Origin of the sequence: Neorhizobium sp. NPDC001467 (assembly GCF_050275975.1) — a bacterium.
Classification (GTDB): Bacteria; Pseudomonadota; Alphaproteobacteria; order Rhizobiales; family Rhizobiaceae; genus Neorhizobium.
In genome coordinates this window covers 298,664-313,163 of sequence record NZ_JBNNPS010000004.1, presented here as the reverse complement: position 1 = coordinate 313,163, position 14,500 = coordinate 298,664, and the positions used below count along the sequence as shown (strand labels likewise).

15 protein-coding genes and 1 pseudogene are annotated in these 14,500 nt (G+C 61.7%); 5 read left to right on the top strand and 11 right to left on the bottom strand.

The features are described 5' to 3' along the window. Positions 1 to 4: 4 nt before the first annotated feature. Positions 5 to 342, top strand: a pseudogene (locus ACQKKX_RS11820) (type II toxin-antitoxin system RelE/ParE family toxin). A gap of 36 nt (positions 343 to 378) precedes the next feature. Here ACQKKX_RS11820 and ACQKKX_RS11815 read toward each other — a convergent pair. The 5 genes from ACQKKX_RS11815 to ACQKKX_RS11795 form a co-directional block, all read right to left on the bottom strand. Then, positions 379 to 930, bottom strand: a complete 552-nt coding sequence (locus tag ACQKKX_RS11815; protein ID WP_427570910.1) for a DUF3291 domain-containing protein — start codon at positions 928 to 930, stop codon at positions 379 to 381. Positions 931 to 957: 27 nt separating this feature from the next. Next, a complete protein-coding gene (locus tag ACQKKX_RS11810) occupies positions 958 to 1,386 on the bottom strand; it encodes a DUF1178 family protein (RefSeq protein ID WP_427570875.1) in 429 nt (142 codons plus the stop codon). Next, positions 1,383 to 2,240, bottom strand: coding sequence for a carbon-nitrogen hydrolase family protein (locus ACQKKX_RS11805; RefSeq protein WP_427570874.1), 858 nt, complete (start codon positions 2,238 to 2,240; stop codon positions 1,383 to 1,385). The genes ACQKKX_RS11810 and ACQKKX_RS11805 overlap by 4 nt, the downstream gene beginning before the upstream one ends. A gap of 38 nt (positions 2,241 to 2,278) precedes the next feature. Then, a complete protein-coding gene (gene grxC / locus ACQKKX_RS11800) occupies positions 2,279 to 2,536 on the bottom strand; it encodes a glutaredoxin 3 (protein WP_427570873.1) in 258 nt (85 codons plus the stop codon). 103 nt (positions 2,537 to 2,639) lie between these two features. Continuing rightward, the gene (locus ACQKKX_RS11795) at positions 2,640 to 3,398 is read right to left on the bottom strand and encodes a ComF family protein (protein WP_427570909.1); all 759 of its coding nucleotides are present in this window, start codon (positions 3,396 to 3,398) and stop codon (positions 2,640 to 2,642) included. Between the two features lie 261 nt (positions 3,399 to 3,659). Here ACQKKX_RS11795 and ACQKKX_RS11790 point away from each other — a divergent pair, with 261 nt between their 5' ends. Then, positions 3,660 to 4,535, top strand: coding sequence for a methyltransferase domain-containing protein (locus ACQKKX_RS11790; protein WP_427570908.1), 876 nt, complete (start codon positions 3,660 to 3,662; stop codon positions 4,533 to 4,535). Positions 4,536 to 4,537: 2 nt separating this feature from the next. On the opposite strand, the gene ACQKKX_RS11785 is transcribed toward ACQKKX_RS11790, so the two are convergent. The 6 genes from ACQKKX_RS11785 to ACQKKX_RS11760 form a co-directional block, all read right to left on the bottom strand. Further along, on the bottom strand, positions 4,538 to 4,711 hold the full coding sequence (locus ACQKKX_RS11785; protein ID WP_427570872.1) for a Flp family type IVb pilin: 174 nt from the start codon (positions 4,709 to 4,711) through the stop codon (positions 4,538 to 4,540). A 9-nt stretch (positions 4,712 to 4,720) separates the two neighbouring features. Next, complete coding sequence (locus ACQKKX_RS11780) at positions 4,721 to 5,053, bottom strand: hypothetical protein (protein ID WP_427570871.1); 333 nt, start codon at positions 5,051 to 5,053, stop codon at positions 4,721 to 4,723. Between the two features lie 131 nt (positions 5,054 to 5,184). After that, positions 5,185 to 5,604 carry an 8-oxo-dGTP diphosphatase MutT gene (gene mutT, locus ACQKKX_RS11775; protein ID WP_427570870.1) on the bottom strand — a complete coding sequence of 140 codons (420 nt, stop codon included), beginning with the start codon at positions 5,602 to 5,604 and terminating at the stop codon, positions 5,185 to 5,187. After that, entirely contained in the window at positions 5,601 to 6,380 is a 780-nt protein-coding gene (locus tag ACQKKX_RS11770) for a GNAT family N-acetyltransferase (protein ID WP_427570869.1), read from the bottom strand. The genes mutT and ACQKKX_RS11770 overlap by 4 nt, the downstream gene beginning before the upstream one ends. 7 nt (positions 6,381 to 6,387) lie before the next feature. Next, positions 6,388 to 7,629 carry a bifunctional glutamate N-acetyltransferase/amino-acid acetyltransferase ArgJ gene (gene argJ / locus ACQKKX_RS11765; protein WP_427570868.1) on the bottom strand — a complete coding sequence of 414 codons (1,242 nt, stop codon included), beginning with the start codon at positions 7,627 to 7,629 and terminating at the stop codon, positions 6,388 to 6,390. Between the two features lie 75 nt (positions 7,630 to 7,704). Then, positions 7,705 to 8,559, bottom strand: a complete 855-nt coding sequence (locus ACQKKX_RS11760) for a peptidylprolyl isomerase (protein ID WP_427570867.1) — start codon at positions 8,557 to 8,559, stop codon at positions 7,705 to 7,707. Positions 8,560 to 8,808: 249 nt separating this feature from the next. On the opposite strand from ACQKKX_RS11760, the gene secA reads away from it, so the two are divergent. The 3 genes from secA to ACQKKX_RS11745 all read left to right on the top strand — a co-directional run bounded on the left by secA (position 8,809) and on the right by ACQKKX_RS11745 (position 14,380). Beyond that, on the top strand, positions 8,809 to 11,520 hold the full coding sequence (gene secA, locus ACQKKX_RS11755; protein WP_427570866.1) for a preprotein translocase subunit SecA: 2,712 nt from the start codon (positions 8,809 to 8,811) through the stop codon (positions 11,518 to 11,520). A gap of 176 nt (positions 11,521 to 11,696) precedes the next feature. Next, entirely contained in the window at positions 11,697 to 13,115 is a 1,419-nt protein-coding gene (locus tag ACQKKX_RS11750; RefSeq protein WP_427570907.1) for a lipopolysaccharide biosynthesis protein, read from the top strand. Then, positions 13,112 to 14,380 (top strand): GNAT family N-acetyltransferase, encoded by a 1,269-nt coding sequence (locus ACQKKX_RS11745; protein ID WP_427570865.1) that lies wholly within the window; start codon positions 13,112 to 13,114, stop codon positions 14,378 to 14,380. Before ACQKKX_RS11750 ends, ACQKKX_RS11745 begins: the two co-directional genes overlap by 4 nt. Positions 14,381 to 14,500: the final 120 nt, after the last annotated feature.

Sequence of the window (14,500 nt, the reverse complement as noted above, 5' to 3'; positions counted from 1 at the left end):
AACAATGACAATCATCTTCGCACTCGAGGCAATCGAAGACCTCGTAGCGATTGGTGAATATATCGCAGCATCAAACCCGCAGCGGGCAGCAAGCTTCGTAACCGACCTTGAAGAAAAGGCGATCGATCTCGCAAACGGGCCATTCGCTTTCGAACGCCTCGCGCACCAACGGCGAGAATACGCAGGCGCCGATCCGGGAAATATCTGATCTTTTATGAGGTCGGCGAGGACCGGATCGAAATCCTCCATATCCTGCACGGCGCACGGGATTACGATAGAATTCCATTTCCCGAAGATAACGGCTTTTCACTCGAACTGGATCGTGAACCAGAGCAAAATTAAAACCGCCTGCGTTCATCCCCCTGCCCCAAACCCGCGCTACACTCCTATACCACGCACGGCAGCCAGCAGGTCCTCATGCCTTTCGGCACTCACCTCTGACAGCCTGCGGATACGCTCGCGGTCGAGGACCAATCTCTGCCCGTCAGCCCCGTATGGTTCTTTGAATTGAAAAGCCGACGGCCCCGGCCCGTGGTCGTGCAACTGCTCGAAGCGAAAAACCGCTTCGAGCCAGTCCGGCCGGTGTTCCTTCCACCACAGAACCAGCGCCGGCCAGCGTCGGGGAAGCTGCCAGTTGCGCGCATGTCTCAGGGCATCAGCATGCACACCGGAATAGGAAAACGCCATCAGGCTTTCGATATCTGTCCAGAGCGACAGGCTGGATGGTGCCGTTGCAAACCCGCTCCCCTCGATAAATCGCGGAAACACCTGCCTGCCCCAGCCTTCCGGCCCGGGTTCGCCATCATAACCGGAACGTCCGACAAATCCTTCCGCGCTTTCGGCGGCGGCAAACTTCACAGGCTCGCGAACGCGAAAACCTTCGACTTCGGGACTGTCGTAAGGGCCAACGAAAAGACCGAAATTGTAAATGGCCAGTCTTTTCGCGTGTTCGCCATCTCAGTTGGCGTCGTCGGGAATGACGGGAATCGGCGCGATCTCGATTCCCTCGTCCAGCAATTCACGCACCTCGCCAAAACTGGCCTGTCCGATGATGCCGCGCGCATCCGCCTCGCCGTAATGGATCTTTCGCGCTTCTTCGGGAAAGCGCTCGCCGACATCCTCTGCGTTGGCCCTGATCTCGGCGACGGCCGCCTTCAGTTTCGCCATGGCTTGCGCCCGCGCCGCGTCCATCGCCACCCCGTGACGTTTTTCCCTTGCCCGGGCGGTCGAGACCGAGGGCGCCATCAGGCTCTTGGAAATTGTCGCGGAACCGCAGACGGGACAGTTCAGAAGTCCGTCCGCACGCTGCTTTTCGAAATCCGCGCCTTGCGAAAACCAGCCTTCGAAACTGTGTGCGCTGTCGCAGCTGAGCGAATATTTGATCAAGCCAGAACCTCGCCGGAGCGTGCCGGCGCAACCGTATCGAGTGAAAAGTCGCGGGCGTTTTTCAAATTCGGAATTTTTGCGCGCGCAGCCGGAACCTCGGCCACGTCGATATCGGCCATCACGACCGCCTCGCCAACGCCACCGGCGGCGGCAAGCACGCGGCCCCAGGGATCGACGATCATCGAATGGCCGAACGTCTCGCGGCCATCCTCATGAACGCCCGCCTGTGCGGCAGCGATCAGGAAGGCGCCGTTCTCGATGGCGCGGGCACGCAGGAGAATGTCCCAATGCGCCTCACCGGTCTGGCGGGTAAAGGCGGCAGGAACGGTCAGCACGTCTGCGCCGGCAAGCGCCTCGGTTCGAAACAGCTGCGGGAAACGCACGTCGTAGCAGATGGCGAAACCGAGTTTTGCAAATGGCAGCGTGGCGACCCGCGCTACCTCGCCCGGCCGGTAGACGGCACTTTCGCGCCAGCTCTCGCCGTTGTCGAGATCGACATCGAACATGTGGATCTTGTCATAGGTGCAAACCCGCGAACCGTCGGGGCCGAACAGAAAGCCGCGATTGGCAATCCTGTCATCCTCGAGCGCTATTGCGGTGGAACCGACATGCACGTGAATGCCCAGTTCTCTTGCCAACTGCACGGCCGTCGAAACGATGACGTCGCCATCCTCGTCCTTCAGCACGGCGCGCAGGCCGGCGCGATCCTTCTGCACGGCACCTGTCATTTCCGGTGTCTGCACGTAGACCGCGCCCTTGGCGGCGGCTTCACGCACGAGCCTTGCCATATCCTGCGCGTTTTTCACCGGATCGACACCGGAGCACATCTGAATGGCAGCAGCCTTGAAAACCATGGTCGTGGGTCCTGCTCGTCGCAAATCGTGTCAGTGGTTCATGCCGCAAGCAGTGGATCGAGCTTGCCGGCGCGATCCAGCGCGTGCAGGTCGTCGCAGCCGCCGATATGCTGGCCGTTGATGAAGATCTGCGGGAAGGTCGTGCCGCCATTCGACCTGGCGATCATCTCGGCCCGCGCCGCAGGCGTGCGGCTGGCATTGTGCTCGACATAGTCGGCGCCCTTGGCGTCCAGCAGGGATTTTGCCCGCGCACAGTAGCCGCAGCCGTCGCGGGTATAGAGGATGATATCAGCCATTCGTATCTCCATGGGGCACTTTGTGGACCCTCATGAAAATCCTCAGGGATCGATGCTCCCGGCGGCACCATGAGGGCCAATCGGCCAGCTCGTCTTTCTCCTGTCATATAGGAGCTGAAATCGCCAGTGCAAAGGTCAAAACCGTCACCTCCGTGGCGCCGGCGCGCTTGAGGAGAGCGCTCGCGGCCGAGACGGTGGCGCCGGTCGTGTGAACATCATCGACCAGCACCAGCCGCTTGCCGAACACGTCGCTCTCGTGGCCGGGAACGATGGCAAAGGCGGCGCGGACATTGTCCTTTCGTCCCTTGGCCGACAACCCCACTTGGCGACTGGTGCGTTTCACGCGTTTCAGCGTCGAGGCCAGCAGCGGTCGATCACAAAGCCGCGACAGATGACGCGCAAGCTCCGCCGACTGGTTGAATTTTCGCGACGCAAACCGCGTCCAGTGCAGCGGCACCGGCACGATCCCGTCACATCGCAGCAGATGGTCGCCACCGGCCCGCTGCATCCATGAAGCCATCATGATCGCAAGCTCGGTGCGATCCCGGTATTTCAGCCCGTGCACAAGCTTGCGGGCCACGCCGTCATGGATCGCGACGGCTCGCAGCCGGTCGTAGCGCGGCGGCTCGGCGATGGCCTTGGCCGAGACCAGCCGACCGCCCTCGCTATCGATCCCGGTTTCATGGTTGAAGGCAAAGGGAATGCCAAGCACATCGCAAAAGGGGTGCTCGATGAAATGCACCGACTGCCAGCAGGAAGGACAAAGCGCGCCATGCCGCGCCGTCAGCGCGCCGCATGCGGCACAGACCGGCGGATAGACAACATCGGCCATCCTGCGCAAAATGCCGGTGACACCCTGCATCACAGGTGCAAGCCTACGGGCAATACCCACGTTGCGAACCGGCGCTTCGGCTTCCTCGTGCATGCCCTTCTCCCCCACCGGCGACCTACGTCCGGAAGCCCGGCAGCCGGACGCCTTCAGGCCAACTGCTACCGTCACCAGCCGCATGTCTTTCGTTCCGGCCTTGACATTATCCCCTTGCCGCCGCCTTTGCGATCAGGGATTCTTGGGGGATGGCGATGCGATCACCATATTGGCGTGATCCCGCATCCGGAGTGCATGATGGAAATTCTCTTCGATCTCGACCTGGTCGCCGCCCGCCGTGAACGCGCGGCAACGAAACCGTTGCCCGGGGCAGATTTCCTGCTGGAACTGGCCGGCCGAGAATTGGCCGAGCGGCTGGACGTGGTCGAGCGCCGGTTCGAACAGGCCGTCGAGTTGCATGGGGCCACCGGCATTGCCGCGCGTCTAGGCCTTGGAACCGGCAAGATCGAGCATCTCACCCGCGTCGAGACCGGTGCCGTCTTTGCCGGCGCGGGCGAACAGGAATTCGTGACGGCGGCGCTGGAAGACGTGCCGCTGGCGCCGCAATCGACCAATCTCGTGCTGTCGCCACTGGCGCTCCACCTGACCAACGACACGCCCGGCATGCTGGTGCGCATCCGCCGCGCCTTGAAGCCGGACGGCCTGTTTCTGGCCGCCATTCCCGGCGCCGGCACCCTGGCCGAATTGCGTGACGTTCTTCTGACCACAGAGGCGGAACTGTTGGGCGGCGCCAGTCCCCGCGTGATCCCCTTCCCCGATGTGCGCGATATCGGCGCGCTTCTCCAGCGCGCCGGCTTTGCCCTGCCCGTCGCCGACGCCGAAACCTATACGGTCCGCTACGAGTCGATCTTCGACCTGATCCGCGATCTGCGTGCCACCGGCATGACCAACCCGCTGGCCGGCCGCGCCCGCAGGCCGCTCAACCGGGCGTTCCTGATGCGGGCGGCAGAGATCTATGCCCAACGCTACGCTGACCCGGACGGGCGCATCCGGGCGACTTTTGCGATGATCTACGTGTCCGGATGGGCGCCGCACGAAAACCAGCCGAAACCGCTGAAGCCAGGTTCGGCAACGGTCAGGCTGGCGGATGCGTTGAAGGGCAGGCCCGGGTGAGCCTATCGCGTGGCGTTGGTGTACTCGTTCGTAACATAGCCGAACAGGTTGCCGACGCCGTTGCCCAGGGCACTGGCGCCGGAAATGACGGCAATCGAGATCAATCCGCCGATCAGGGCATATTCGATAGCAGTTGCACCACTTTCGTCGCACAGAAAGGCGCGGATCAATCGCATTATGGGCCCTCAGCAACCGGTTTCTGAATTATAGCCCTGCACGATACAGACCGAACCCGGCATTTCTTGCAGAACGCTTCTGCGTATTGTGTAATGCCTATTCTTTGCTTTTGTGTTATCAGTATCGCGCTGAATTGAACCAGTCGAGATCATGTCGAAATCCTGCTGGACATGCGCCATCCGATCCTGATCGCCGCGCTTGGCCAGCATCGGCGTCACGATCAGCGACAGGGCGATCGCGGCCGTACCGAACAGAAGTGCAACATTAAGGGCGCCAGTCCGGCCGGACCGGTACGTCGGCCGCGGCCGGGTGCGCACAGTCTTCCAGAGTTCGTCGTCCATCGTATTAAAACCTCACACACGCAGTTGCTTGCCCGCCCGAGCGTAAACTTCGCATGATCGGTTAAAGGATCTGTTAACGCCGTTGTCTTAGTCGCGCGGCGATCGCTCAGGCGCAAATGAACTGTGGATTGTTACAAAAGATCCTGCAGGAACGGGATCAGCGGCTCATCGGCCGGCGGCATGGGATAGTCGCGCAATGCCTGCGGCCGCACCCATTTTATAGCCTGTCCCTCGCGCCCGCTCGGGATTCCCTCGTAACGACGGCAGACATAAAGCGGCATCAGTAGGTGGAAGGTCTCGTAGCTGTGGCTCGCGAAGGTGAGCGGTGCAAGGCATGCCACCCTGGTAGCGATGCCCAGTTCCTCGTCAAGCTCGCGCACCAGGGTTTCTTCCGGTGTCTCGCCCGGCTCCACCTTGCCGCCGGGAAATTCCCATAGCCCCGCCAGCGATTTGCCTTGCGGGCGCTGCGCCAGGAGAATGCGGCCATCGGCATCAACGAGCGCGCACGCAGCCACCAGCAGGATATTGCGTCCGGTCCCGGTCCCGTTCACGCCGTCTCGTCCTTGCGCCAGTAATGATATTGATAGGCTTCACGAAACCCGAAACGCCGGTAAAGGGCGATCGCCGCAGCATTGGTTTCGCCGACCTGCAGCCAGGCCATACGCGCGCCGCTGATGCGGGCCCAACGCAGCGCGGCAGCGAGGATTTCGGTGCCAAGCCCTTGTCCGCGGCGCTCCTCTGCGACGGCGAGATCCTGAATGCCGGCAAGGTCGTTGTCCTGGACGCAGATCACCACCGCAGCCGGTCTCTCGCCTGGATTTTCCATCAGGAACAACCCGGTCGCCGGTTTGATGGCGCTCAGGATTTCGGCCATGGCCGGCTTGATGGCCGGATCCGCCTTGTGCACGGCAAGGCTGGCATCGATGAAGCGACCGATATCGTGGGTCGGCAGATGCGCCAGCGTTTCGGAAAAATCGATCGCGGCGAGATCCGCCGTCATCACCGACACGGTTTCGATACAGGTCCAGCCATTTTCGTCCAGCCGGTCGATCAGCGGACGCGGCGAAAGCGGTGTTTCGCGAATGACCAGCTGCCGTCCGTAATGGGCAAACTTCTTGCGGGCCTTTTCCAGCCGGATATTGGCATCGTGGTAATCGGACGGATCGAGCGGCACCACGCAGTTGAGCCGTTTCGACGGATGCCCGCCGGTCAGGCGCACCTGCCAGCTGCCGTCATAGACCACGGAGGCTGCCGGCCACGCCCGGAAGCCTACGGCTTCCAGACGACGCACCATCGGCAGATCGCCATGGGGAGAATTCGCCAGCATCGACAGATCAGCTCCGGTAATCGCCGTTGATGGCGACATATTCCTTGGTGAGGTCGCAGGTCCAGACCGTCGCCTTGCCCGATCCGAGACCGAGATCGACGCGCACCGGGATGTCCTTTTCCTTCATCACGTTGGAAGCTGCCTCCTCCGAATAGCCGGGATCGCGTTCGCCGTTGACGGCAACGCGTACGTCGCCGAACCAGATGGCCAGCTTGTCGCGATCGGCGGCTTCTCCCGCCTTGCCGACGGCCATGACGATACGACCCCAGTTGGCGTCTTCGCCGGCAGCGGCGGTCTTGACCAGTGGCGAGTTGGCGATCGACAGCGCGATCGTCTTTGCGGCCGCGTCACTCTCAGCGCCGGTTACGGTAATTTCCAGCATTTTGGTGGCGCCTTCGCCATCGCGGGCCACCTGGATCGCAAGGTCCTTGAGGAGCGCGTTCAGCGCGTCGCGAAACGAAGCAAGCGCCGGATCCTCAGCATCGACGATCTGCGTCTGTCCGTCCCTGGCCGCAGCGCCGGTCGCAAACAGCATCAGCGTGTCCGAGGTGGAGGTATCGCTGTCGACCGTCATCGAATTGAAGCTCGGTTCCACACCGGCGGAAAGCAGGCTCTGCAGAACCGGCGCGGCAATATCGGCGTCGGTCACGACGAAGGACAGCATGGTCGCCATGTCGGGCGCGATCATGCCGGCGCCCTTGGCGATACCGTTGATCGTCACCGTCACGCCACCGATCTCGGCAGTACGGGTCGCGACCTTCGGATAGGTATCGGTCGTCATGATAGCCTTGGCCGCTTCGAGCCAGAAATCGCCCGTCGCGGTGCTGTTCATGTCACCCAAAACGCCTGCAAACTTCGTGGCATCGAGCGGTTCGCCGATGACGCCTGTGGAGGCCAGATAGACCTCGTTCTCCCCGCAGCCGACGGCTTCGGCCGCGGATTTTGCGGTTAGCGTCGTTGCGGCCCGCCCCTTCATGCCGGTAAAGGCATTGGCATTGCCGGAATTGACGACCACGGCGCGAGCGACGCCATGCGATAGGTTCGCACGGCAGAAATCGACCGGAGCCGACGGACATTTGGACTTGGTGAACACGCCCGCCACCGCCGCCGGCTTGTCAAACACCATCATCAGCACGTCGGTCCGTCCCTTGTACTTGATGCCCGCACTTGCGGTCGCCATGCGCAGACCGCGCAGCGGCGGCATGTCGGGATAGGAGGTCGGGGCGAGCGGCGAAATGGTGGCGGACATGGTCTTCAACCCTGGGTCTTCAAATCCTGGACATGGAAAGGCCCGCAAAAGCGGGCCCCGGCGACAGATACAGACTTACTGCTGCTGCTGTTCCTTGGTGGCGTCCTCGTAAGCCTTCTTCAAGGCTTCGTCGGTGATCTCCACCTTCTGCTCTGCCTTGGCCTTTTCGAGGAGTGCCGAATACTTTTCCTGCATCACGAGCTGGCGAACCTGCGGCTCGACCTGCTCGAATGCCGGCGGAGCGGCTTCGCGCTTGTCTTCCACCTTGATGACGTGGAAGCCGAACTGCGACTTCACCGGGGTCTTGGTGTAGGCGCCCTTTTCGAGGGTGAAAGCAGCTTCTTCGAACTCAGGAACCATGCGGCCCTTGGTGAAGTAACCGAGGTCACCACCATCGGACTTGCTCGAATCTTCCGACTTGGCCTTCGCCAGTTCGATGAAGTCCTTGCCCTCGTCGAGCTGCTTGATGATGTCCTTGGCCTCTTCCTCGGTCTTTACGAGGATATGACGGGCATGCACTTCTTCTTCCTTGGGAAGCGAAGCGATTTCCTTCTCGTAACGGGCCTTGACTTCTTCATCCTTGACGGCGTCGAAGACTTCCTTGCGCAGATACGCATTGTGCAGTTCGCGTTCCTGCAGGAAGGCCAGACGCTTCTTGAAGTCTTCCGTCTTGTCGAGGCCGGCGGCGGTAGCGTTCTTGGCCAGGAGTTTCACGTCGATGACCTGCGAAAGCGCGGCAGCCTGCTTCTGATCGTCGGGAAGCTGCTGGTACTGCGGGCCAAGGCTGGAGGCAGCCATGTCGAGGTCGGACTTGTGGATCTCGACACCATCGACCTTGGCGACGACGGCGTCTTCCTGCGCGAACGTGGCGGAGGAAAACGAGATCGCGGCGACGAGGGCAGTGGCTGCAAGAAGCTTGTGGCGCAACATAGGGGAACCTTTCGGATTAAGCACCGGTATCTACCTGTCTGGATCCCGGCCGGGAACCTTCAAAAACACCGGATTGTGGCCATTCTGTATCGGCCGGAACCGTTGACATCATTCGGCCCCCCTCTTATCTGTCACGCAACTTCGCGTCCAGAAGAGTTTCGGGCGTGGCGGAGCAATTTGTCGGGTCGACAAGGCCTTGCAATCGAACGGTCCGCAACCATGGGACATGATTGAGAAAGGACCATTCGGATGGTCAGCTTCGGCGGCATCGCCCGCAAACTGTTCGGCTCGGCAAACGAACGCCGCGTTCGCTCCTACAGCTCCCGCATCCAGGCGATTGCAGCCCTTGAGGAAACCACGAAGGCCCTGACCGACGAACAACTGGCTGCCAAGACTGTCGAATTCCGGCAGATGCTGGCCGACGGCAAGACACTGGACGACATCCTCGCTCCGGCTTTTGCGGTGCTTCGCGAAGCATCGCGCCGCGTTCTTGGCATGCGCCCGTTCGATGTCCAGCTGACCGGCGGCATGATCCTTCACGATGGCGACATTGCCGAAATGAAGACCGGTGAAGGCAAGACGCTTGTCGGCACCCTGCCCGTCTATCTCAATGCGCTGTCCGGCAAGGGCGTGCACGTCGTTACCGTCAACGACTACCTTGCCAGCCGCGACGCCGCCACCATGGCGCGCCTTTACAGCTTCCTTGGCCTTTCGACCGGCGTCATCGTTCATGGTCTCGACGACGAACAGCGCCGCGAGGCCTATGCCTGCGACATCACCTACGCGACCAATAACGAACTCGGCTTCGATTATCTGCGCGACAACATGAAATTCGAGCGCGGCCAGATGGTTCAGCGCGGCCACAATTTTGCGATCGTCGACGAAGTCGACTCGATCCTGGTCGACGAAGCCCGCACGCCGCTGATCATCTCCGGCCCGCTCGACGACCGTTCCGACCTCTACAACACGATCGATGCCTTCATTCCGATGCTCTCCGCCGAAGATTACGAGATCGACGAGAAGCAGCGTTCCGCGAACTTCTCCGAGGACGGTACCGAGAAGCTGGAAAACCTGCTGCGCCAGGCCGGCCTGTTGAAGGGTGAATCGCTTTACGACGTCGAGAATGTCGCGATCGTTCACCACATCAACAACGCGCTGAAGGCCCACAAGCTCTTCACCCGCGACAAGGACTATATTGTCCGCAACGGCGAGATCGTCATCATCGACGAGTTCACCGGCCGCATGATGCCGGGTCGCCGTTTCTCCGAAGGCCAGCACCAGGCGCTCGAAGCCAAGGAAAAGGTACAGATCCAGCCGGAGAACCAAACGCTCTCCTCGATCACCTTCCAGAACTATTTCCGCATGTACACGAAGCTTGCCGGCATGACCGGTACGGCGTCGACCGAAGCGGAAGAGTTCGGCAATATCTACAATCTCGAAGTCGTGGAAGTGCCGACCAACCTGCCGATCCAGCGCATTGACGAGGACGACGAGGTCTATCGCACCGGCGAGGAGAAGTTCAGGGCGATCATCAAGGAGATACAGGAGGCCCACAAGCGCGGCCAGCCGGTTCTCGTCGGCACGACCTCGATCGAAAAGTCCGAACTGCTCGCCACCATGCTGCGCAATGACGGCTTTGAAAACTTCCAGGTCCTGAACGCCCGTTATCACGAGCAGGAAGCCTATATCGTTTCGCAGGCGGGCGTTCCCGGCGCCGTCACGATCGCCACCAACATGGCCGGCCGCGGTACCGACATCCAGCTCGGCGGCAATGTCGACATGCGTCTCGAGCGCGAGCTTGAAGGCATCGAGGACCCGGCGGAACGCGAAGCCAGGGAAGCGGCCATCCGCGCCGAGATCAAGCAGCTGAAGGCCAAGGCGCTCGAAGCCGGCGGTCTCTACGTGATCGCGTCGGAACGCCACGAAAGCCGCCGTATCGACAACCAGCTGCGCGGCCGTTCCGGCCGTCAGGGTGACCCGGGCCGCTCGAAATTCTACCTGTCGCTTCAGGACGACCTGATGCGCATCTTCGGCTCCGACCGTATGGACGGCATGCTGCAGAAACTGGGTCTCAAGGAAGGCGAAGCCATCGTCCATCCGTGGATCAACAAGGCTCTGGAACGTGCCCAGAAGAAGGTCGAAGCTCGCAACTTCGACATCCGTAAAAACCTTCTGAAATACGACGACGTCACCAACGACCAGCGCAAGGTGATCTTCGAACAGCGCCTCGAAGTCATGGACGCCGAGGATCTGACCGAGATCGTCGACGACATGCGCCAGGACGTCATCGACGCGCTGGTCGGCAAGCATATCCCCGAGCGCGCCTATGCCGAACAGTGGGATGCCGCCGGCCTGCAGGCCGAGGTCGCCCGTCTGCTCAACCTCGAACTGCCGATCGTTGAATGGGCGCAGGAAGAAGGCATCGGCGAAGACGATCTGCGCGAGCGCATCACCGAGGCGGCCAACAAGGCCAATGCGGAACGCACCGAGCGTTTCGGCGCCGACATCATGACCTATGTCCAGCGTTCGGTTACTTTGCAGACGCTCGACCACCTGTGGCGCGAACATATCGTCAATCTCGATCACCTGCGCTCCGTCGTCGGTTTCCGCGGTTACGCACAGCGTGATCCGCTGCAGGAATACAAGGCCGAGGCCTTCGAACTCTTCCAGGCGCTGCTTGCCAATCTCCGCGAAGCCGTCACCGCGCAGATGATGCGCGTCGAACTGGTGCAGAACCCGGAACCGCCGCAGGCGCCCGAGGTGTTCGGCGAACACCATATCGACGCCTCGACGGGCTGGGATGAGGCTGCCAACCGCGACGGCCAGGATTTCGTGGCCGCACCGCAGGACCGTCGCCCGGAAGATCCGTCCACCTGGGGCAAGGTCGGCCGCAATGAGAACTGCCCCTGTGGTTCGGGCAAGAAATACAAGCATTGCCACGGCGCCTTCGAAAGCGCCTGAGCGAGTTGAAAGGTTCGAAAAATGCCGCCTCCGGGCGGCATTTTTTATGGGATGAAAAACGGGGGAGTTCAGAATTTCCGCTTAGCAGACCTTGCTAATGGAAACAGTTTTTTAACCGTGACCTGACACTCTGTGCGACTGTATATCTTCGTCATTGCGAGTATTGCGTGTCCCTGTTGACGGCCATCCAGTTTGCGGAGCGTCAGCTGCCGCATGCCTTGCGCCGGCGGGCCTCCCCGGTCCTGCTGCGGCTGCAATCCGTGCTGACCGCAACCGACGAAACGGCCCGCTCGCAACGCGTGGCGCTCGTTGCCTTCTTCATCCGCGTCGTCAGCGCCGGTATCGCCTTCATCGCCCAGATCGTTCAGGCGCGGCTGATGGGCGAATTCGAATATGGCATATTCGCCTTCGTCTGGGTTCTGGTCGTGGTGTTCGGCAATCTCTCCTGCCTTGGTCTGCACACCGCCGTCATCCGTTTCCTGCCGGTCCATCGCGCGCAGGACGACCACCGAATGGTGCGCGGCCTGACCTGGACCGTGCGCGTCCTTGCCATGGTTTCGGCAAGCCTTGTCGCCGCCCTTGGTTTCGTGCTGCTCCATGTTGCCGGCGAAAGGATTGCCGAATACTGGCTTGTGCCGCTTTTTCTCGCGCTATTTACCCTGCCGATGATCGCGCTCGGCGATGTGCTCGACGGCACGGCCCGCGCCCATGGCTGGACCGTCGCGGCCCTGTCCCCGACCTATATCATCCGGCCGGTGCTGATCCTTATCTTCATGCTTCTGGCGGTCTGGATCGGCGAACCGAGAACCGCCGTGACCGCGATGACGGCGGCGCTGGCGGCCACCTATGTCACGACGCTTGCGCAGTTCATCCGGATCACGTTGAGACTTAGAAAAAATTACGGCCGCGGCGCGCTGGGCTTCAGCCTGCGGCCATGGATGAAATTCTCCCTGCCGGTGTTTCTCGTCGATGGGATCGGCTTTCTGCTTACCAATTCCGACGTTGTCGTTGTCGGCCTCTATATGCCGCCGGATCAGGTCGGCGTCTATTACGCCGCGGCCAAGACGATCGCACTGGTGCAATTCGTCTACTTCTCCGTCAAGGCCGCTGCGGCGCCGCGCTTTTCGGCCATCATGGCCGAAGGAGACAACGAAACGCTGGCCGTCTTTGCCGGACAAACGGTGCGCTGGGCATTCTGGCCTGCCTTGGCGGTCGGCCTTTGTGTCCTGGCGCTCGGCGAGGTTCTGCTGGGACTGTTCGGCTCCGCCTTCACCTCGGGTTACATCCTGATGGTGATCCTGTTTGCAGGCATCCTCGCCAAGGCTTGCGTTGGTCCCGGTGAAGTGCTGCTGAGCATGGCGGGGCGTCAGAAGCTCTGTGTCGGGCTCTACGCCGTGACGCTTGCGGCCAATATCGGTCTCAACGTCACGCTCATACCGCATTTCGGATTGATTGGTGCGGCATCGGCGACGGCAGGGGCGATGATGGTCGAAGCCGTGCTTCTGCATCTCGCCGTGCGCCGTGTGCTTGGCATCGTGCTGTTTGCCTTTGCCGATCCGCGCCCTGCCAATACCCTTGCGAAAGGCCGACCATGACGCCGCCACCCATCAGCAGTGATGTCTATCAGCCGACGGCGGACACACGAGCCCGTGCGATGAGCGAGCGGCCCGACGCGGCGCTGACGGTTGAGGTGGGGCGCCCGGGCCGTCATCTTGCGATCTATCCGGCAGCGCTCGGCTACGATCTGCAGGAGGAGCTTGATTTCCTGTCCAACCGGGTGATGGAGCCCAACATCTTCTTCTCGGGCCGACTTCTGGCCCCCGCCATGCCGCGCGTGGAAGATCGTGATGTGCGTCTGGCCCTGATCCGCGATGACCGCGAGGGCCGCAGCCGCATGCGCCTGCTGATGCCCTATTCGGTGGAAAAGCCCGGCTTTTCCATGGGCCCGCCGATCATCCGCGTCTGGGCCAATCCGTTCGGCCCGCTCGGAACCCCCCTGCTCGATGCCGAGGACGCCGCCGAGACCATCGACAATCTGCTCGAGGCGCTCGGATCCCGTCAGGCGAAACTGCCCTCGGTGCTGGTTCTACCCGACCTGCGTCTCAATGGCCGCTTCGCGCAGTTGCTGCGCGCCGTGGCGATCAGCCGCGAATTGCCGGTGACCGTCACCGGCCAATACCAGCGCCCGATGCTGGAAAGCTATCTCGACGGCGATGCTTATCTGAAGCAGGCGATGACGGCGGCGCACCTGCGCGACATGCGCCGCCAGTGGCGGCTTCTGGAGCAGGACGGCGCCATCTCCTATAACGTTGCCCGCCAGCCGGCGGAAATCCGCCGGCGCACGGAGGAATTCCTGGCGTTGGAAGCCAAGGGGTGGAAGGGCCGCAAACGTACGGCGCTCATAAACGACCGTTACCGCGCCGCCTTTGCGCGCGAGGCGATCAGCAATCTTTCCGAGGCCGATGCCGTCCGTATACACACGATCGACATCGATGGCCGCGCGATCGCCAGCCTTGTCGTCTTCGTCATGGCCGGCGAAGCCTATACCTGGAAGACGGCCTATGACGAGCAATATGCCCGTTTCTCGCCCGGCAAGCTTTTGATGATGAAGCTGACCGACTGGCATCTCGACGATGCCAACATCATGCGCACCGATAGCTGCGCCGTGCCGGACCACCCGATCATGAGCCGGTTCTGGGGGGAGCGTGAGGACATGGGCACCGTGCTGATCGGCCTTCGATCCAATGCCGACCGTGACATGCGCCAAGCCGCCAGCCAGTTGCATTTCTACCGCAACACCCGCAACGTCGCCCGCATGCTGCGCCAGAAAATCATGGCCATGGCCGGCCGACACGGCTGAACGACCGGAATTGGAATACGAGGCACTATGGCTTCTTCGTTCCGATCGACGGAAACCGCCCGATCGCCGTTGACGGACGGGAGAGGAGCCCGCGATCGCCGCCACATCCTTGCGGAGCGG